We start from the raw sequence: 17,905 nt of genomic DNA on the forward strand, positions 1-17,905 counted from the left end.
CCATCAATTATTTTAAAATTGTTTCTACTTCTTCTTTTAATTGAGCATCTAGAGCGTTCTCACCTTTTAAGTCTCTAATTTCAACCAATAACTTCTTAATTAAGTCGTTCTTTTCTGTTGCTTTTGCATCTAACTGTTGTTGATCGAAAGGTACTTTCTTTAACGAGACTCCAGCTTGTTGAAATAGCTCGATCCCATATGGATGATTTTTATAGTCCTCTGCATAGTATACCTTTTTAATGCCTGCTTGAATAATCGCTTTACAGCATTGTAAGCATGGAAAATGAGTTACATAAATTTCTGCATTCTCTGTTGGTACACCAAATTTCGCGCACTGTAAAATCGCATTCATCTCCGCATGTATTGTTCTAACACAATGATTGTCAATGACGTAGCACCCTTCATCAATACAATGATCGCCACCTGTGATTGACCCATTATATCCACCTGCGATCATTCGTTTATCGCGAACAATTGTTGCCCCTACAGTTAATCGTGTACATGTACTTCTTAATGCTAGTAAATGGCTTTGTGCCATAAAATATTGATCCCAAGAAATTCTGTCCATTGTACGTCTCTCCCTTTTTTAAAAACATCCTCATATTTTAGTTTAATCACACCATACATGTATGGTCAAATCCATTTTCATCTAATCAATTAACACTTATTAGATCTTTTAGTTTTTCAAACGTTTTTTCTCCAATTCCTGATACTTCTTTTAAATCTTCAATAGCTTTAAAAGAGCCGACTTCCTCTCTATACGAAAGAATATCTTCTGCTTTTGAAGGGCCAATCCCTGGCAGTGTTTCAAGCTGTTCAATCGTTGCTTGATTCAAATTGATTTTCCCATCATTACCCTCGTTTAACGGCGGTAATGACGACACGCCCTCTTCCCCCACTTTTGGAATATAGATAACCATTTCGTCTGTCAGTTTCTGAGCAAGATTGACTTGTTTTTGATCCGCTTCACTTAGAAACCCTCCTGCAACTTGAATAGCATCTACAATACGCTGGGTGCTTTTTAATTCATAGACGCCAGGGTCTTTGACTTCTCCTTTAATGTCAACCATAACATCATCATCTGAATAATTCTCTTCTTCTTCTTGAGATATTTCCCCCCCTTCTTCAAAACCTTTATCATCAAGCAACCATTCATTTTCCACTTCAACCGTATTGTTTTGATTTAGAAGTGGGGAGAGCAACCACATACATAAAGCACCAACAATGAATCCAGCGGCTATTACAATATACAGGGCGTATTGCTTCACCCATTCCATTTTCATCAATTCCTTTCAATAGACATAATTTCAACTGGTACTTCATATTTTTAATAGGAGTCATTTTTTGTTGGCGAAGGAGGGATGTATTTTGAATATCGGTATAATTGGCACAGGCAATATGGGGAGAATTTTGACAGAAGCCTTGCTTGATAGCAAAGCTGTTTCCCCTTCTTCCATTACCATTACAAACCGTACCATTGCAAAATCATTGGAGATAAAAAAAGCATATCCAGATATCAATGTGGCACGAGATGCACTGACAACTGCAAAGATGTCTTCGCTTATTTTCGTGTGTGTCAAACCGCATGATGTTTACGAAGTCATTCAAACCATTCAACCGAGTCTAAATAGAGACAAATGCGTCATCTCTATTACAAGTCCTATTGCAGTAAATCAATTAGAGTCTGTCTTGTACTGTTCAAGTGCAAGAGTCATTCCGAGTATTACGAACCGAGCATTAGCTGGTGTCTCTCTAGTCACATATGGAGATCATTGCTCAAAAGAATGGCGAGAAAGTATTCAATGGCTGTTTGAACAAATTTCTGTCCCTACCATTATTGAGGAGAATATTACAAGAGTGGCTTCAGATATCGTTAGCTGTGGTCCTGCATTTTTTAGTTACTTAACCCAACGATTTATCGATGCCGCCGTTAAGGAAACAAAGATAGATAATGACACAGCCACAAAATTAGCTAGTGAAATGCTGATAGGTTTAGGGGAATTGTTGCGCCAAGGACATTATACATTACCTACTTTACAAGAAAAGGTGTGTGTAAAGGGCGGAGTTACTGGCGAAGGCATAAAGATACTTGAAAAAGAGTTAGGAGATATGTTTGAACACTTGTTCCAAGCGACTCACTCAAAGTTTACTGAGGATATAAACCTGGTTAAAACGCAATATACAACTATTTAATAGTTCTATAAAAAATGCCATAACCCTTCTAACAAAAAAAGAGTCTCGGAATTTTTTCCGGGACTTTTCTTTGTTTATATTCTGTTTTTCAGCTTTTTACAAATAAAAAACAATCTTTCAGCATCGTTCATTTCTCTATTTTTCTCATTAAAATCAACGAAAAAAGTAGTTATTTCAAAACCTGCCTCTTTCAACCACTGTCTGTATACGTCAAATTCATACGTTCTCTGAAAATGGCATTCATCATATCGTTTGTATGTGCCTATTTTTTCATCAAGGACGAAGAATGACAAATCATGTTCCACACTATGAGGAAATTCCCCTTCAAAACTTTGCCAAATATAACTTACGTCTTCTTCATTCAGGGCAAACGTTTGATTAACAAACAAATCATCAATTTTATGAACGGTATGCACGTCAAACATAAACAAACCGTCATCAGCTAAATGTTCATATACACCTGAGAAGGTAGATTTTACTTCATCTTCTGATTGGAGATAGTTCAATGAATCACAAAAAATAGTAATGATATCATAGCAACCAATTTCATCTAATTGGGACATATCCTGCTCTAAAAATTGAATTGACAGGGCTTCGCTCGCTGCTTTTCTTTGTGCAACCGCAAGCATATTGTCTGATAAATCAGCCCCAGTCACTTCATATCCTTTTTTAGCCAATCGCAAAGACAGCTCACCTGTTCCACAAGCAAGATCTAGGAGGCGCTTACCTTTTAATTGATGAAGATTACACTGTGATGCAACAATGGATACCCACTTTTCATAAGGTGCATCTACCATTAATCCATCATAGAGATAAGCAAATTGCTGATAACTCATTACGGTTGCAGCTCACTTTTAATATCTTCCGTTTTTGCATCGCCCCAAAGACGTTCTAAGTTATAATAACTTCTTTCATCACGATGGAACACATGTGCAACGATATCCCCTAAGTCAACTAAAACCCAGCGTGCTTCATCAAACCCTTCCATTCTTTTGACTTCATAGCCGCTTTCTTCAGCTTTGTCTTTTACCTCTTTAGCAATAGCTTGCACTTGCTTATCTGAATTCCCGTGACAAATAACGAAATAATCCGCTATTAACGAGATTCCTTTCATATTTAGTGCCACAATATCTTCTGCTCTCTTACTGTCTACTGCTTTAACAACTGTTGTAAGTAATTGTTTTTCTGACATATCATCAACCCTTTCTATTCATCACTAAATCATTGTACATCGTTAATGTGAGCGGATAGACTGATTGATTTTTTTTCATTAGAAAAAGAATAGAGTTTTTCACAGCTTGAATTAATGCTTCATCCAAATCACGCTGTGCAAGTTCTCTCACTTCTTCAACACCAGGAAAATGCCTACCCGGCTCAATATAGTCCGCTAAATACACAACTTTCTCTAATAATGACATATTAGCTCGCCCTGAAGTATGATAGCGTATTGCCTCTAATATTTCACAATCAGTAATACCAACTTTCGTTTCGACTAAATATGCGCCCACTGGTGCATGCCATAACTCACTATTATATTCTAGTAAGTCTGAAGGCATGTCTTTTGCTATGATACACGCTTTCATTTCTTCCTTAGGATGAAATTTAGCATAATCATGAAAAATGGCGGCCATTTCAGCTTTCTTCACATCTGCTCCGAATCTTTCTGCCAATTCAATGGCACTGTTCATCACACCAATAGTATGTTGATATCGATGGTCTGTTAATTGTTCATTGACAATCTCTAATGCCTGTTCACGGTTCATATAGGTGATTCTCCTCCATGTATGTGCGGACATTATCTGGCACTAAATACTTAATTGTCTTTCCATTTTGCATGCGTTCTCTAATCAAAGTAGATGAAATGCCAATCTCAGGAATCTCAACATAATCAACGGGATATTTGGTCGTTAATTGATAATCTGGTCTCTTTACACCTACAAAAGTAACAAGATCAAGTAAATAATCTATATCACGCCATTTATGCAGATACTCAACCATGTCCGCGCCAATAATAAAGAAAAATTTTGTATCTTTCTCTCTTTCATGTAAGATCTTGATCGTATCAACAGTGTAAGAAGGACCTTTTCTTTCTAATTCTACTAATTCTATTTGAAATTGTGGATGATCACTAACCGCTCTTCTTAATAATGCTACTCTATCTTCATTACTTAAAAAGTAACTCTTCTTTTTATGAGGTGGCTCTTGGTTAGGCATAAACCAAATCTCGTCTAAGTCTTTTGCATGCAATACTTCATTAGCGATAATTAAGTGACCTAAGTGAGGAGGATCAAATGTACCTCCTAGGATTCCTATTCTTTTCATCCTTTTCCCCCCACAGGATCGTTTAAGGTAATTTAATTTGTTTATTCTCTTTTGATTGTTTATAAAGCACAATCATATTGCCAATCACTTGTACAAGTTCCGCTTTAGTTCCTTTAACTAACAATTCGGCTACAGTATCCTTATCTTCATCACAGTTTTGTAAGATGCTTACTTTTAATAGTTCTCTTGCTTCTAATGCTTCCGCAATTTGCTTCACCATATTATCATTTACGCCGCCTTTTCCCACTTGGAAAATCGGGTTTAAATGATGTGCTTCTGATCTTAAATATCTCTTTTGCTTACCTGTTAACATAATTTCCTCCTAATTGTTGCTCCACATTTCTTCTCATTCGTTCCGTGTCTGGCATTTGAGAAGTCCATAACTCAAACGCTAACGCTCCTTGATAAACAAACATCTCTAGTCCATTTTGTACACGGGCTCCCTTTGCTTTTGCTTCTGCTAAAAAGGCTGTTTCAAATGGATTATATATAATATCGCTAACAAAAACGTCTTCACGCATAAGATTAAGATTAAGTGGTTTTTCATCCATTCTCGGTGACATTCCAATCGAAGTCGTTTGAATGATACAATCATATTCGTCCAGTTTATGTGCTGCATCATCCAATGTCAATGCTCGCATATCTACATCATACGGACAATCAGCAATCAATTGCGCTGCACGATTAACGGTGCGATTGGCAATTGTGATATGGGAAACACTCGCTTGTGCTAAAGCATAGACAATAGCTTTAGCAGCCCCTCCTGCACCTACTACCAATATTTTATTTTCACTAAACTGTGGTTGATGGTTTTTCAGCCCCCGGAGGAAACCCGTTCCATCCGTATTATAGCCAATTAACTTTCCATCCCTGTGAATGACAGTATTTACTGCCCCTATTGCTTCTGCTAAAGGATCTAGTTCATCTAAATACGCCATAATAGTCTCTTTATGTGGCACAGTCACATTAAATCCTGCAATACCACATGCCCTTAAGCCCTTTATGGCATCCGATAGATTTTCCGATTGAATATGCAACGGTAAATAATGCGCATCCATTTCGTAGTACTGAAATAAATCATTATGCATCACAGGTGACATCGAATGTGCAATAGGATCCCCAATTACTGCATAAAACTTCTCCACTCTTCTTCTCCCCTTTGACAATAAGGATTATATCAGTGATTTTCTTAGTGAAACATTAACACCCTTAGGTACATATGCTGCGATTTTGCACCCTGCTGTAGGTACTGTTATCCAACCTAAACCTGAATAAACGACATCTGTCTTATCTTCTTTTATTGTAAATTCATGACGAATGAGTTCAGGAAACTCGTCTAATTCATCCTTACGAGGTGGTGTCAACATTTCTCCAGCATGCTTTTCGTATAATTCATCTGCTTTTTCTAATTTTGTCCGATGAATTTGGATTTCATTAGAAAAATGACAAATAAATGATGTCCGGTCACCATGAATAAAATCAAATCGACTTAATCCACCAAAATAAAGGGTTTGACCATCATTTAATTGGTATACTTTCGGTTTTATTTCTTTTTTCGGTGTAATGATTTTCAAGTCACGTTTGTCAATATAATGTGCCATTTGGTGATGATTAATAATACCTGGTGTATCGATGAGGGCTTTTCCATCCTCTAAAGGAATTTCAATCATATCTAATGTTGTTCCTGGAAAATGAGAAGTAGTAATGATATCTCCTTCTCCAGTTACCTCTTTTATTATCCTGTTAACAAACGTTGACTTTCCAACATTCGTGCAACCGACAATATATACGTCCTTACCTCTTCTATACCGATCAATTTCTGCTGCTATTTCTTTCATTTGTTGACCTTTCGCAGCACTAACTAAAAAGACATCTTCAGGTTTCAAACCAAGTTCCTTCGCCTGCTGTTTCATCCAGTGAATTAATTTATTATGATTCACTGATTTTGGTAGTAAATCTACTTTATTACCAACTAATAATACTTTATTATTACCTACAAACCTGTGCAATCCAGGCAACCAACTGCCATTGAAATCAAAGATATCAACAATCTTTACAATTAAAGCATCTTTATTTCCTAAGCCATTTAGAATTTTCAAAAAGTCGTCATCTGTTAAACTGACATCCTGTACTTCGTTATAGTGTTTTAGGCGAAAGCAACGCTGACAAATAATTTCTTCTTTTTTTAATGCTGAATTTGGCGCATAACCTATTTCATTCGGATGCTCAGTTTGAATATGCACACCGCATCCTATACAAACGTATTCTTCTTTCAAAGTTAATCCTCCCAATTAATCATACCTTTTTTCTTAAACCAGTTGAGTATTCTTCTTTCTATCGTACGATTGATTTTCGTAAAAAACCCATCTGTTTTTGCAACAGGTACTACTAAAATCGTGTTAAATCCACTTCTATTTCCACCTAATACATCTGTTAATAACTGATCACCAACGACAACAACTTCATGCTTTTCCAGTTGCATTTCTAGTAACGCGCGTTTAAAAGCTCTTCCCATCGGTTTTCTTGCTTGATAAATAAATGGTGTTTTTAAAGGATCAGAGAAATTTTTCACTCTGCTCTCATTATTATTAGATACAATCGTTACTTTAATATCACTTAAGCGCATTTGTTCGAACCAATTAATTAATTTTGGAGTAGCATTAGGTCGATCCCATTCAACTAACGTATTATCTAAATCAGTAATAATCCCTTTAATTCCTTGTTCTTTCAAGATATCTGGAGTAATTTCAAAAACATTCTTTACATGTTGATCCGGTAGAAAATTCTTTAGCACGACCGTTTAAACACCTCATTCTTCATTATTTCAAGCTATCATCTTATTCTGACCTAATATGACATATCACAATCAAATGGTCAATTAGCATTATTCTATATTCGAAAATGAATAATCGAATAAATAGAACTAAAACTTTTCGACAAATTCCAACATTACCCTTTTTGTGGATAACTTTATACACATTATACACTGTGAGATTATTTACTCGTACAGAGATATGAACAGTTTAATCACACTTTATCCACTTTCCACTGTGGATAAACGAACGATTGTTCTATCTTACTCATTCTGCTATGGTAGAAGTAACAACAAGAACTTCTTTTAAAATAGCCCTGTTCTTTAGATAAACGAGAACGAATGAGACGTAATGGAGGTGTGATCCTACATGCGAAAGTTATCTGATGAGCTATTAATAGAATCTTATCACAAAGCTATTCAACTTCAATTATCATTGGATTTCATCCGCCTTATCGAAACTGAAATTCACAGAAGATCCTTATCAAATAGAATAAAAGCTTCTTCCTAGCAGAATCATCGCCCTCCACAATTGTAGGGCTATTCTTTTTGTCTACACAATATGACCAATTACTTCTCCAACTTTTATTGGGGCTGGAAACTGTATTGTCGGTACCAATTGAAAGGCATCTTTTTGAAATAACAAAATCACTGTCGAGCCAAATGAAAAATAAGCAACCTCTTCACCTTTTTTCAATGAGTCATTTTGATACGTCCGCTCAATTGAATTGACAAACATGGCCCCTACTTTGACCATTGCTAATTCGCCACCGTCATATTGAATTTCTGATATTTTGCGATAATTTTTAGATAAAGTATCTTTACCAAGAGTTAAACCCCATTTATTCACTGGGTAAGATTTCTTTCCTAAAGTCCATTGCCTCTTTACTTGACCATCTACGGGACTATGAATGCGGTGATAATGACTAGGACTTAAGTAGAAAATCATATACGTCCCACCTTTATATTTCTCCGCTTCTTCAACCCCACCAAGCATTTCTGCAATAGAGTAATCTTTCTCCTTCACAGTAATCACATGTTTACTATCCACCATACCTATATCCTCAATCATAGCATCAACAGGGCTAACAATTGTATCCTCCCCTTGATGAATAGGCCGGGCATCTTCCTTCAATAGACGTATAAAGAATTCATGTAATGTATGGAATTGATCCAAATCTCCTTTAATTTCATCTTCGTTAATACGATACGTCTTAGAAAACGGTTTAATTAAAAATCTACTCATTTTAGATCTTGCAAATTTATATAATATCGATGAGGTCATTCGACCATTCGTTAATTCAATCAAAGTTCGATATATCGCTTGCTTCATCTTTAACACCTTTCTATACTTTTTTTCCAAGGAATAAGCACCTATTTCGTAAAGGTGTCTCTCTTCATTTTAAATTTCTCTAATTCTACTACTCGTTCTTCATTTCTTAAAGTTCATCTATCGTCACTGAATATTTATCATAAATAAAGTCAATTATGTTTATGTTTTTTCTTTATGCATTAAAGAAAGGGGTGTCTTTCATATATAATAAACCCACCCTCACCGACTGCTATTATATCACTAGTTAACAGTCCAGCCTATTAAAATTATCGTAAGGAATGATGATTGTAAAGAGGAAAGAATGAATATGTTGTAAACTTGAGATGATTTACATAGATAGAAGGCATCATTCTAGAGATTTTCGAAGATAGTGAAGATTCATCTTTTGATAGAGGCTAAGCAAAAATCGTATATTAATTGGTCATACTATCCCTAGCCTCTATTCTTTCTTTTATAATGAAGTAGTCAACTGCATAAACTCCTCAATATCCTTTATACAAAGGCTCGCAGCGTTTTCCCAAAAGTCAGGTTTTGTTAAATCCTCATTTAGATGCTTCATCGCAAGAGATTCAACGGTCATAGAACCAGTATCTTTTAATAAATTTACGTATTTCTTTTCATAACTTGGGCCTACTTCTTGTGCTTGTTTATAGATACCCAATGAGAAAAGATAGCCAAATGTGTAAGGGAATTGATAAAAAGGTGTATGGGTATTATAAAAATGCAATTTGGAAGCCCAAAAATACGGATGATAATGTTCTAACGAATGACCATATGCTTGTTTTTGCGCACTTGTCATCAATTCATTTAATCGCTCTCGTGTGACTGTACCTTTTTTTCTTTCTTCATAAAAAGCGGTTTCAAACAAATAACGTGCATGTATATTCATAAACATCGTAACAGTCCGACTAATTTTATCATCCAGAAGAATCACTTTTTCCATTTTTGTTTCCGCCTGCCTTACTGAAGCATCAGCGACAATTAGCTCCGCAAAAGTCGATGCTGTTTCTGCTACATTCATGGCATATTTTCGATTAAAGAAAGGGATGTCTTTCATTACAAAACTGTGAAATCCATGTCCAAGCTCATGCGCAAGTGTAGAAACATTACTAGGTGTCCCAGAATATGTCATAAAAATCCGTGACTGCCCACTGTCGGCAAAATATGTGTGAAATCCTCCTGGACGCTTATTCGGACGATTCTCAGCCTCAATCCAACGGCCTTCAAAAGCTTGTACTGCAAATGTTTTCATTAAAGGACTAAATGTACCAAATTGTTCAATGATAAACTTCGCGCCCGCTGTGAAATCTTTCTTTGTATCTACTTTACCGATCGGTGCATCTAAATCAAACCAGCTTAATTTATTTACCCCAAGTAATTTTGCCTTTCTTTCTAAATAACGCGTAACTGGTTCTTTATATTTCTCTACCGCTGCCCACATACTATGTAAGGTTTCTTCTTTCATTCGGTTATTAAGAAGCGGCTCTTTTAAAGGGCTATTCCAACCTCTTTTCTTATTTGCCATTAATCGATACCCTGCTATGTGATTTAATGCTTTTGCAAAGATAGGAGATTTCTCTTCCCATGCCTGTTCCATTTGATTAAAGACCTTTTCTCTTAATGCTGCATTTGACTGTCCCATTATATTATTCGCTTGTCCTACAGATAATGTTGTTTGGCCATTCTCATCTTCATATGGAATAGCAATCATACTAACAGTTGTATGATATAACTCTCCCCAACTGTGAAATCCATCCATACTTAATGATTGAATTAAATCTTCTTCTTGGATTGATAATTTTTCCTGAGCCATCTGTCGCCATTCGTCTAAAACAAAAGCTACCGGAGTAAGAGTTTTACTACTTACATATTGCTTCCATTCATCATTACCTATAAGTGCCAATTTATTTTGAAAGGTTAATAGCACTGTCGAAAAAGTGGATGATTGTTGCATGACTTGCATTTGTAACCGTTCAACCAAAGGATCTACCGTATTCTCAGCTTTTAAACAACTGACGAAGGCGCTTGCCTGCATGAGCTTTTTAAATACTTCTTCAGATGACCTTAAAACTTGTCCTATACTATTTATAGTATGTTCTTCATTTTCTGTTATTTGCATATCGTTAGCCAGTGAAGCGAATTCTTCCATCAAGATATCTATTTGCTCTAGATAATTTTGAAACGATTGTGATTGACTACCTCCTTCAAAAAAGCTTTCTAAATCCCAAACCTCAGTATAAGTTGTATGAGTCATTCTAATCTCTCCCTTCTAATATTTAAATACTATCAGAGGTTTCAGATTATTAATACTTTTTGGAACGGTTTATATGGCATAAAAATACTCCCTTATAAGTACCAAGCTTATTACTTGTCTACCTATAAGGGAGCGTATCCTAGTGTTTTTCCGTTTATTTTTACTTAACTATGCAAAATGTAGAAGGTTATTTTGCTTCGATTGCAGGTGTTTTAATTGTTTCAACATGATATAGACTGCCTTCAGTTTCTAGAATAAATTCAGGCTTTGGTTTTCCTCTACTTGCTTTATGTCCAGCAATGTGTGCTTCGCTTTTCTCCCAGTTCTTCCAATCCTGTTCCGATTCCCAACGAATTTGCAATATAACTTCTTCATTTCCTCTACGTACTTTTTTTACCATAACTGTGATGTCAATAATCCCTGGTTGTTCATCAATAATGCCTTTTTGGCTGAATTTTTCCACAAGGTGATGGGCATTACCTTCAGTTACAGTAAATTTTTTCATTTGAACGAACATATTTAAATCCACCTCTATATTTAATGATATAACTTCATTTTAATCGATAATGATTATCATCGTCAACCATATGATCTATTTCACTACAATCTTATCACTGTAGGTATAAGATACTGATTCATTGGTAAATTGTCTCTCTCTTTATAAGGAAAAGTTTTATGCATGTTGAGAAAATCCAGTCTGTGCAGCTCTCATTTGAGGTCTTGAACGCGCCGTTATTGCCGTTTACAGCATTCTGAGGAAAAAACGGAAATAAGTGCGCAGTCAACATTAAACAAAGCTTTATGTTGAGTTGAACATTCATAAAATAATCCAATCGATGCGGGGTTCCCTTGATAATCACACAGGTTACAGTGTTTCTTCATTTTGGGATACTCTCGACTTCCTTTACTCACTTGCATTAGGCAAGTTATATGCGGAAATCAATCATTAGAAATCCGCTTTTATGTGGGCAATCGATAATATTCACACATCTCAAATTCATATTATACTAGTAATTAAAAGTACTTGGTTTAAATTTATTGTGTCAATGATTAAACGACCCTTTTCTTCATAAAGCTCGTTCATTTCAATACTATCTTTTACATAGCTCTTACCTTACATTGCAGTCATTTTTCTATACTACAAAGAAACCACAGCATGGAAACTGTGGTAAATACATACGGTATTCTTAATTCTTCTTCTTCTCTTTTTCCGCTCGATAAAACTCATGAAACATTTTCATTAATGCTCGTTTTTCAATACGCGAAACATAGCTCCGTGAAATACCTAATTCTTTTGCTATCTCTCTTTGCGTCTTTTCCTTCTTTAAATCCAACCCAAACCGTCCCACAATCACTTCTTTCTCTCTTTCGTCCAATACATCAATGTATTCTCGCACCTTCTCAAGTTCCATATTTAGTTGAATCGTATTAATCACATCTTCTGATTCTGACTTTAGCACATCAATCAACGAAATTTCATTGCCTTCTTTATCCTGCCCGATTGGATCATGAAGAGAGACATCCTTCTTTGTCTTCTTTAATGCTCTCAAATGCATGAGAATTTCGTTTTCTATACATCTTGCGGCATAAGTAGCAAGCTTTGTTCCTTTGCCTTCAGAATAGCTTTCAATCGCTTTAATTAACCCTATTGTACCGATAGAGATAAGATCCTCAGCATCTTCTCCTGTGTTCTCGAATTTTTTTACAATATGTGCGACAAGTCGAAGATTATGCTCAATTAGCATATTGCGTGCGTGTGAATCCCCTTCTGCCATTTGCCTTAAGTATTTTTTTTCGTCACTTGAAGATAAAGGCTGAGGAAAAGCATTATTCTTCACATATGAGACAAGAAAAACAATTTCTTTAACTAAAAATCCAAGTGCTGTCATAATTCCAGACATAGAGCCACCCCCGCTAGTTTGAACTTTTCGCCTATTAACCATTTCTATGTAGTGGAAAAGCTGTTATTGTCTGTCCTAGCGTATTAATTTTCAATTACAGTGTTTATTGTTTAGTGGAATTGGACGAGGTGTATGCCAATCAGTTAATATGGAGATATAAGAAATGGATAGAAAGTGGGAACGCTAGTTTGGGAGTGAATCGTTTAGTATTAGGGATTGTTTTTCTTATCATCGCCATGGTTAGTATTGCTGAAATTATATTTGAAGGCTTTTCTTGGAAACCAGTTGTCATTTTTGTCATTGGTTTATTTTTAATTATGTTTTTATGGAAACGACCTGATAAATAAAATCATGATGGGACATCTAAAAGCTAGAGGTCCCATCAATTCTGTCTTTATATTTTTCACTTTTGATTTCTATATTTTTTTGTAAAATAAACTGTGAATAGAGTTATTTTTATCGCCACATACTCTCCCCCTACAAAACTACGTTAGGTTGAGTCCTTCTCAACCCAGAAATAAACCTTTCTTCCTTGTAATAAAAACATCATGATCTCCTCCACCTTTCTTTATTTCCTTTATCCTTAGTAAAAATTGCGATAGATTTCTTCTTGTCGTGCTTTATGGTCTTCAAGAAGACGGTTTACATATTCATCATGCATACGTTCTTCAACCGAGCGTTTTCTAGCTTTAATTGTCACCGTTAGAAAAATTAGATTTAATGTCATCCTGCAGCACCTCCTCTCTTTATCTATCCAAAAAATGCACACAAAAATGCCGCAAAGGGGCACTCACCCCCTTACGGCATTAAGAAATAAACATAAAAATGCCGCAGGAGATGACAATTCCTCCCTGCGGCATGGATAGACAAAAAATTAAATGAAGCGATCCATTCCAAATAGGTCGAAATTGATTTGTATTTGAGTTTCATTTACTGCTGTAGTTAAATTGCATAAGTTTTTCATTGTTTCCGACCTCCCTTTTCTTTAGAATATTTTCGCTTACATTGGTAAGTATATCCAAGAAATAGCCATTTGTAAACGGCTTTTTGCAAAAAATTTTAAAAAGGGCGAAAATAATTATTTTTCTCCCTAGAACGCCCTACCTTTCTTTGAGAACAGAAAAAAGCCCACCCCTTAGGTGAGCCTCAACTTTACTTTTCTAAAGCTAACTTTAAATCTTCAATTAAATCCTCAACATCCTCTAAACCAACAGAAATTCTTACAAGTCCGTCTGTGATACCTAGTTCATCTCGACGTTCTTTCGGTATAGATGCATGAGTCATTCTTGCTGGAACGGAGATTAAGCTTTCAACAGCACCGAGGCTTTCTGCAAGAGTAAAGTATCTCACATTTTCAAGTAGCTTATCAGCATTCTCTTCACTGCCAACATCAAAAGAAACCATTCCTCCAAAACCATCAGCCTGTTTCTTGGCGATGTCGTGATTTGGATGAGACTCAACCCCAGGATAATACACTTTTGATACTGCAGGATGCTGTATAAGAAACTCGACAATCGCCTTTGTGTTACTTTCCGTTTCCTCCATTCTGATTCCTAATGTTTTAATCCCTCTCATTAGCAACCATGAATCTTGAGGCCCTAACACTCCACCGGTTGAATTTTGAACAAAGTGTAGTTCTTCTGCGAGCTTCTCACTATTTACAACCACTAACCCTGCAACAACATCGCTATGTCCACCTAAGTACTTCGTCGCGCTGTGAAGCACGATATCTGCACCTAACTCAATTGGAGTTTGCCAATATGGTGTTGAAAATGTATTATCAACAATTGTTAAGAGATTATTTTCTTTAGCTAATTTTGCTGCTGCTTCAATATCCGTGATTTTTAGAAGTGGATTTGTTGGTGTTTCAATATATACAGCCTTTGTATTTGGCTTTATGGCAGCTGTGATATTGTTTAAGTTACTTGTATCAACAAATGTCGCTTCAATACCGAATCGATTAAGCACTTTCGTAATCACACGATAAGTTCCCCCGTATACATCATCAGTGAGGATGATATGATCCCCACTATCAAAAAGCATCACAGTAGCAGTGATTGCTGCCATCCCTGAGCCAAAAGCAAAGCCTGCATGCCCAGCTTCTAAATCTTTAATAAGCTCTTCTAATGCATGTCTTGTTGGGTTACCTGTACGTGAATACTCAAAGCCTTTATGATTACCTACTCCGTCTTGTTTATAAGTACTTACTTGATAGATAGGTACAGATACTGCACCTGTTGTTGGATCACCAGCAATTCCGCCATGAATTAATTTTGTTTTTCTTTTCATATCAAATACCTCCTTCATAAATCTTTTTACTTAAATAACGCTCACTGCCATCTGGAAAAATCACCACAATATTCGTACCTGCTGGAGCTTGTTCTGCTTCTAATAATGCTGCATGCAAAGCTGAACCAGATGAACTACCGACAAGCATTCCTTCTTTTTCAGCTAATTGCTTTACTCTATTAAAAGCGTTCTCATCACTTATTGTATGAATGCTATTAAAATAAGTGGTATCCATATAATCTGGTAAAAATTCCATACCGATTCCCTCTGTTTTATGCGGACCAGATTCGCCACCATTTAAGATGGAGCCTTCTGGCTCAACAATGACGGTTTTTATTTGTTCTCTTTTTTCTTTCAAATAACGAGCAGTGCCCATAAATGTGCCACCTGTACCTGCACCGGCTACAAATATATCAACATTCCCATCAAGATCATCCCATATTTCAGGGCCTAAAGTTCGGTAATAAGTATCCGGGTTAGCCGGGTTTGCAAATTGCTGTGGACAAAATGCATTAGGGATTTCCTTTAAAAGCACTTCTGCTTTGGCAATGGCACCTTTCATGCCTTCTTCTGTAGGTGTTTGAACGACTGTAGCTCCTAAAGCTCTCATCAGATCTTGCTTTTCAATACTAAACTTCTCAGGTACACAAACAATCACATTCACATCTTCTTTTAATGCTGCTAGCGCTAGACCTATACCTGTATTGCCTGCTGTAGGCTCAATAACTGTTCCACCTTTTTTTAACTTACCACTTTCAAAGGCGTTTCTTAATAATTCTTGTCCTAGGCGGTCTTTTACACTGCCACCGGGGTTCATGTATTCTAACTTAGCAAATAAACGCACACCTTCTGGTAAGTCAAACTGCGAAATTTCTACCATTGGCGTTTGTCCAATTAATTCATGAATGCTTCGGTAAACCTTCATAACTTCCCGTCCTTTGTTGATTATTTACTTTTGATTCCTTCTACTATTTTCATAACAAGATTTGCAGAGTGTAGTGCTGCTTTCTCTAGGAATTGATCAAAAGAAATATTAGATTCTTTACCAGCAATATCAGATAAAGAGCGAATAATCACAAAAGGTGTATCAAAGGCATGAGCAACCTGCGCAATCGCTGCTGCTTCCATTTCTACTGCTTGCAATGCCGTGAATTTATCTTGTATTAGTGCCGTTTGCGCTGGGTTGCTAATAAATGAATCTCCAGTCGCAATCAGTCCTCTTATAACTGTTATACCTTCTAACTCTTTACCACTCTCTTCAGCAATTTCCAATAACGCCTCATGTGCAATAAAGGCAGGAGGTTGTTGTGGTACTTGACCATATTCATAACCAAATACAGTTGCGTCGACATCATGATGTCTAACTTCAGATGAAATAACGACATCACCTACATTTAATTCAGGGTTGAATCCTCCAGCAGACCCTGTATTGATAACATAATCCGGCTTGAACTTCTCCAAAAGAATGGTAGTGGACATTGCTGCGCTCACTTTACCAATGCCAGAACGAAGAAGAACAACGTCTGCTCCGTTCATTTTACCTTCTGTATATTCACAGCCAGCAATCACTTGCTGTTGCTTCTCATCCATATGGTCCCTTAAAATTGTTACTTCTTCTTCCATTGCTCCGATAATAGCTATTTTCATTACTTTCCCTCTTTCTAAGCTTTGACACCTTCCATAATCCAAACAAAATCATTGCAGCGATTAAATGAAACTGTAAAACCATTCACCCGCATAATCTCTCTTAATACGGGGATTGTCGTATAGTATTCTCGCTTTAAATCTTCAGCTAGATTATGATAACCCTTTTCAGTGGCATCAGTAATAGCCTTTTGATAAGCATCTACAGATTCATACATTGTATCCGCAAACACTATTTTACCACCTGAAGGTAACATCTTTCCATACTGTTCAATCGCCAAAGACTTTTCTTCATCTGTTAAATGGTGAAAGGCATAAGAACTTACTATAGTATCTACGTTTTCATCTATTTGAAAGTTTAAGAAATCACCATCGAGCACTTTTGCTTTATCTTGTAACTTGTTGATAGCAATCTCTCTCATTGATTTCGACGGTTCAATCCCGATAACAGTTAAATTACGTTTTAATAATTTTGCAGTTAAATTGCCTGTACCTGGGCCAAATTCTAATACATTACCTGTTGCTCTATCTGCCACCTCTTGTAGCAATTGATCATAGTATAAGAAAACATCCTTATATTCTTCATCATGGCCTGTTACTGTATCATCATATGTTTTAGCCCACTCTTCGAATAATTCAATAAACTCTTTCCCCATTTCGCACCCTCCTGCACGTAATTACAATAGCAATAATTCCTATGAGTATACTATGAATTAATTTGTAACATGTTCCCAATCTACCACACCCCTTCTTAAGTTTCAAGAAAAATCAATATCCACTTTTCTCATTGCACAGAAAATGAAATTTACTTAAAATTAGGAGTGATAGCGTATGAAGGGATGATTAACTTGAACTTTCAATTAGATTTTATTGAGGATAAAGTAGAATTTTTCGAAGCAGCAAAGCTGGACGATTTAGAAAAGAAAATAAATGACCAAATTGAAACAAATAAAGCCATTATGCTAGAAGTTCATCATGTCGCTCACCAAATGCATATAGATGAAAACGGCAAAAGGTTCTATTCAGCTGTTGTTCATTTTAAACTGAAGAAAAAGTAGAATAAAAATTGCATGCGAAGCAAATGATCCTTTGTGGCAAGTGGACACTTAGAATTCACCACTTTCTAATATGCAGCCATATGTTGACTCTCGATGCAA

23 protein-coding genes are annotated in these 17,905 nt (G+C 36.1%); 4 read left to right on the top strand and 19 right to left on the bottom strand.

Annotated elements, in window-relative coordinates:
- Positions 1-7: 7 nt before the first annotated feature.
- Entirely contained in the window at positions 8-568 is a 561-nt protein-coding gene (locus MKX78_RS16535) for a ComE operon protein 2 (RefSeq protein ID WP_095372498.1), read from the bottom strand.
- Between the two features lie 85 nt (positions 569-653).
- Positions 654-1,277 carry a helix-hairpin-helix domain-containing protein gene (locus tag MKX78_RS16540; protein WP_095372497.1) on the bottom strand — a complete coding sequence of 208 codons (624 nt, stop codon included), beginning with the start codon at positions 1,275-1,277 and terminating at the stop codon, positions 654-656.
- A gap of 91 nt (positions 1,278-1,368) precedes the next feature.
- Here MKX78_RS16540 and comER point away from each other — a divergent pair, with 91 nt between their 5' ends.
- Positions 1,369-2,193, top strand: a complete 825-nt coding sequence (gene comER, locus MKX78_RS16545) for a late competence protein ComER (protein WP_095372496.1) — start codon at positions 1,369-1,371, stop codon at positions 2,191-2,193.
- Positions 2,194-2,267: 74 nt separating this feature from the next.
- Here the strand turns inward: comER and MKX78_RS16550 are convergent, their stop codons facing one another.
- The 8 genes from MKX78_RS16550 to MKX78_RS16585 are packed head-to-tail and all read right to left on the bottom strand — an operon-like array spanning position 2,268 to position 7,309.
- The gene (locus tag MKX78_RS16550) at positions 2,268-3,029 is read right to left on the bottom strand and encodes a class I SAM-dependent DNA methyltransferase (protein ID WP_095372495.1); all 762 of its coding nucleotides are present in this window, start codon (positions 3,027-3,029) and stop codon (positions 2,268-2,270) included.
- A complete protein-coding gene (gene rsfS, locus MKX78_RS16555) occupies positions 3,029-3,385 on the bottom strand; it encodes a ribosome silencing factor (RefSeq protein WP_095372494.1) in 357 nt (118 codons plus the stop codon). Before rsfS ends, MKX78_RS16550 begins: the two co-directional genes overlap by 1 nt.
- A gap of 4 nt (positions 3,386-3,389) precedes the next feature.
- Positions 3,390-3,956: a bis(5'-nucleosyl)-tetraphosphatase (symmetrical) YqeK gene (gene yqeK, locus MKX78_RS16560; protein WP_095372493.1), complete on the bottom strand. Its 567-nt coding sequence runs from the start codon at positions 3,954-3,956 to the stop codon at positions 3,390-3,392.
- The gene (locus MKX78_RS16565; RefSeq protein WP_095372492.1) at positions 3,946-4,515 is read right to left on the bottom strand and encodes a nicotinate-nucleotide adenylyltransferase; all 570 of its coding nucleotides are present in this window, start codon (positions 4,513-4,515) and stop codon (positions 3,946-3,948) included. The genes yqeK and MKX78_RS16565 overlap by 11 nt, the downstream gene beginning before the upstream one ends.
- Before the next feature lie 22 nt (positions 4,516-4,537).
- On the bottom strand, positions 4,538-4,828 hold the full coding sequence (gene yhbY / locus MKX78_RS16570; RefSeq protein ID WP_095372491.1) for a ribosome assembly RNA-binding protein YhbY: 291 nt from the start codon (positions 4,826-4,828) through the stop codon (positions 4,538-4,540).
- Positions 4,815-5,660, bottom strand: coding sequence for a shikimate dehydrogenase (gene aroE, locus MKX78_RS16575; protein ID WP_307312833.1), 846 nt, complete (start codon positions 5,658-5,660; stop codon positions 4,815-4,817). Before aroE ends, yhbY begins: the two co-directional genes overlap by 14 nt.
- 27 nt (positions 5,661-5,687) lie before the next feature.
- Positions 5,688-6,791, bottom strand: a complete 1,104-nt coding sequence (gene yqeH / locus MKX78_RS16580; protein WP_095372489.1) for a ribosome biogenesis GTPase YqeH — start codon at positions 6,789-6,791, stop codon at positions 5,688-5,690.
- 2 nt (positions 6,792-6,793) lie between these two features.
- Positions 6,794-7,309 (bottom strand): YqeG family HAD IIIA-type phosphatase, encoded by a 516-nt coding sequence (locus MKX78_RS16585; protein WP_095372488.1) that lies wholly within the window; start codon positions 7,307-7,309, stop codon positions 6,794-6,796.
- A 388-nt stretch (positions 7,310-7,697) separates the two neighbouring features.
- Between MKX78_RS16585 and MKX78_RS16590 the strand changes: the two genes are divergently transcribed.
- Positions 7,698-7,838: a sporulation histidine kinase inhibitor Sda gene (locus tag MKX78_RS16590; RefSeq protein WP_095372487.1), complete on the top strand. Its 141-nt coding sequence runs from the start codon at positions 7,698-7,700 to the stop codon at positions 7,836-7,838.
- Positions 7,839-7,880: 42 nt separating this feature from the next.
- On the opposite strand, the gene MKX78_RS16595 is transcribed toward MKX78_RS16590, so the two are convergent.
- From MKX78_RS16595 to sigK, 4 genes are all read right to left on the bottom strand, one after another.
- Positions 7,881-8,660, bottom strand: a complete 780-nt coding sequence (locus tag MKX78_RS16595) for a phosphatidylserine decarboxylase (RefSeq protein WP_307312828.1) — start codon at positions 8,658-8,660, stop codon at positions 7,881-7,883.
- A 451-nt stretch (positions 8,661-9,111) separates the two neighbouring features.
- Positions 9,112-10,914 (bottom strand): M3 family oligoendopeptidase, encoded by a 1,803-nt coding sequence (locus MKX78_RS16600; RefSeq protein WP_095372486.1) that lies wholly within the window; start codon positions 10,912-10,914, stop codon positions 9,112-9,114.
- A gap of 187 nt (positions 10,915-11,101) precedes the next feature.
- Positions 11,102-11,431 (bottom strand): antibiotic biosynthesis monooxygenase, encoded by a 330-nt coding sequence (locus MKX78_RS16605; protein WP_307312826.1) that lies wholly within the window; start codon positions 11,429-11,431, stop codon positions 11,102-11,104.
- A 670-nt stretch (positions 11,432-12,101) separates the two neighbouring features.
- Positions 12,102-12,815: an RNA polymerase sporulation sigma factor SigK gene (gene sigK / locus MKX78_RS16610; protein WP_095372484.1), complete on the bottom strand. Its 714-nt coding sequence runs from the start codon at positions 12,813-12,815 to the stop codon at positions 12,102-12,104.
- 188 nt (positions 12,816-13,003) lie between these two features.
- Here sigK and MKX78_RS16615 point away from each other — a divergent pair, with 188 nt between their 5' ends.
- Positions 13,004-13,162, top strand: a complete 159-nt coding sequence (locus MKX78_RS16615; RefSeq protein WP_307312824.1) for a hypothetical protein — start codon at positions 13,004-13,006, stop codon at positions 13,160-13,162.
- A gap of 236 nt (positions 13,163-13,398) precedes the next feature.
- Here the strand turns inward: MKX78_RS16615 and MKX78_RS16620 are convergent, their stop codons facing one another.
- The 5 genes from MKX78_RS16620 to MKX78_RS16640 all read right to left on the bottom strand — a co-directional run bounded on the left by MKX78_RS16620 (position 13,399) and on the right by MKX78_RS16640 (position 17,404).
- On the bottom strand, positions 13,399-13,542 hold the full coding sequence (locus tag MKX78_RS16620; RefSeq protein ID WP_095372483.1) for a YrzI family small protein: 144 nt from the start codon (positions 13,540-13,542) through the stop codon (positions 13,399-13,401).
- Between the two features lie 425 nt (positions 13,543-13,967).
- The gene (locus MKX78_RS16625; RefSeq protein ID WP_095372482.1) at positions 13,968-15,104 is read right to left on the bottom strand and encodes a bifunctional cystathionine gamma-lyase/homocysteine desulfhydrase; all 1,137 of its coding nucleotides are present in this window, start codon (positions 15,102-15,104) and stop codon (positions 13,968-13,970) included.
- Between the two features lies 1 nt (position 15,105).
- A complete protein-coding gene (locus MKX78_RS16630) occupies positions 15,106-16,029 on the bottom strand; it encodes a PLP-dependent cysteine synthase family protein (RefSeq protein WP_095372481.1) in 924 nt (307 codons plus the stop codon).
- A 20-nt stretch (positions 16,030-16,049) separates the two neighbouring features.
- Positions 16,050-16,751 (bottom strand): 5'-methylthioadenosine/S-adenosylhomocysteine nucleosidase, encoded by a 702-nt coding sequence (gene mtnN / locus MKX78_RS16635; RefSeq protein WP_095372480.1) that lies wholly within the window; start codon positions 16,749-16,751, stop codon positions 16,050-16,052.
- Between the two features lie 14 nt (positions 16,752-16,765).
- Entirely contained in the window at positions 16,766-17,404 is a 639-nt protein-coding gene (locus MKX78_RS16640) for a class I SAM-dependent methyltransferase (RefSeq protein WP_095372479.1), read from the bottom strand.
- Positions 17,405-17,587: 183 nt separating this feature from the next.
- On the opposite strand from MKX78_RS16640, the gene MKX78_RS16645 reads away from it, so the two are divergent.
- The gene (locus MKX78_RS16645; RefSeq protein ID WP_180316945.1) at positions 17,588-17,806 is read left to right on the top strand and encodes a DUF2536 family protein; all 219 of its coding nucleotides are present in this window, start codon (positions 17,588-17,590) and stop codon (positions 17,804-17,806) included.
- Positions 17,807-17,905: the final 99 nt, after the last annotated feature.

Source organism: Cytobacillus sp. FSL R5-0569, from assembly GCF_038007265.1.
GTDB classification, from domain to species: domain Bacteria; phylum Bacillota; class Bacilli; order Bacillales; family Cytobacillaceae; genus Cytobacillus; species Cytobacillus kochii.

Coding starts and splice junctions, on each gene's coding strand:
- yqeK (WP_095372493.1), bottom strand. CDS start 3,956: ATGAACCGTGAACAGGCATTAGAGATTGTCAATGAACAATTAACAGAC.
- MKX78_RS16540 (WP_095372497.1), bottom strand. CDS start 1,277: ATGGAATGGGTGAAGCAATACGCCCTGTATATTGTAATAGCCGCTGGA.
- MKX78_RS16595 (WP_307312828.1), bottom strand. CDS start 8,660: ATGAAGCAAGCGATATATCGAACTTTGATTGAATTAACGAATGGTCGA.
- MKX78_RS16535 (WP_095372498.1), bottom strand. CDS start 568: ATGGACAGAATTTCTTGGGATCAATATTTTATGGCACAAAGCCATTTA.
- rsfS (WP_095372494.1), bottom strand. CDS start 3,385: ATGTCAGAAAAACAATTACTTACAACAGTTGTTAAAGCAGTAGACAGT.
- MKX78_RS16550 (WP_095372495.1), bottom strand. CDS start 3,029: ATGAGTTATCAGCAATTTGCTTATCTCTATGATGGATTAATGGTAGAT.
- MKX78_RS16630 (WP_095372481.1), bottom strand. CDS start 16,029: ATGAAGGTTTACCGAAGCATTCATGAATTAATTGGACAAACGCCAATG.
- MKX78_RS16640 (WP_095372479.1), bottom strand. CDS start 17,404: ATGGGGAAAGAGTTTATTGAATTATTCGAAGAGTGGGCTAAAACATAT.
- MKX78_RS16620 (WP_095372483.1), bottom strand. CDS start 13,542: ATGACATTAAATCTAATTTTTCTAACGGTGACAATTAAAGCTAGAAAA.
- MKX78_RS16565 (WP_095372492.1), bottom strand. CDS start 4,515: ATGAAAAGAATAGGAATCCTAGGAGGTACATTTGATCCTCCTCACTTA.
- MKX78_RS16625 (WP_095372482.1), bottom strand. CDS start 15,104: ATGAAAAGAAAAACAAAATTAATTCATGGCGGAATTGCTGGTGATCCA.
- MKX78_RS16645 (WP_180316945.1), top strand. CDS start 17,588: ATGATTAACTTGAACTTTCAATTAGATTTTATTGAGGATAAAGTAGAA.
- sigK (WP_095372484.1), bottom strand. CDS start 12,815: ATGTCTGGAATTATGACAGCACTTGGATTTTTAGTTAAAGAAATTGTT.
- yhbY (WP_095372491.1), bottom strand. CDS start 4,828: ATGTTAACAGGTAAGCAAAAGAGATATTTAAGATCAGAAGCACATCAT.
- MKX78_RS16590 (WP_095372487.1), top strand. CDS start 7,698: ATGCGAAAGTTATCTGATGAGCTATTAATAGAATCTTATCACAAAGCT.
- MKX78_RS16600 (WP_095372486.1), bottom strand. CDS start 10,914: ATGACTCATACAACTTATACTGAGGTTTGGGATTTAGAAAGCTTTTTT.
- MKX78_RS16605 (WP_307312826.1), bottom strand. CDS start 11,431: ATGTTCGTTCAAATGAAAAAATTTACTGTAACTGAAGGTAATGCCCAT.
- mtnN (WP_095372480.1), bottom strand. CDS start 16,751: ATGAAAATAGCTATTATCGGAGCAATGGAAGAAGAAGTAACAATTTTA.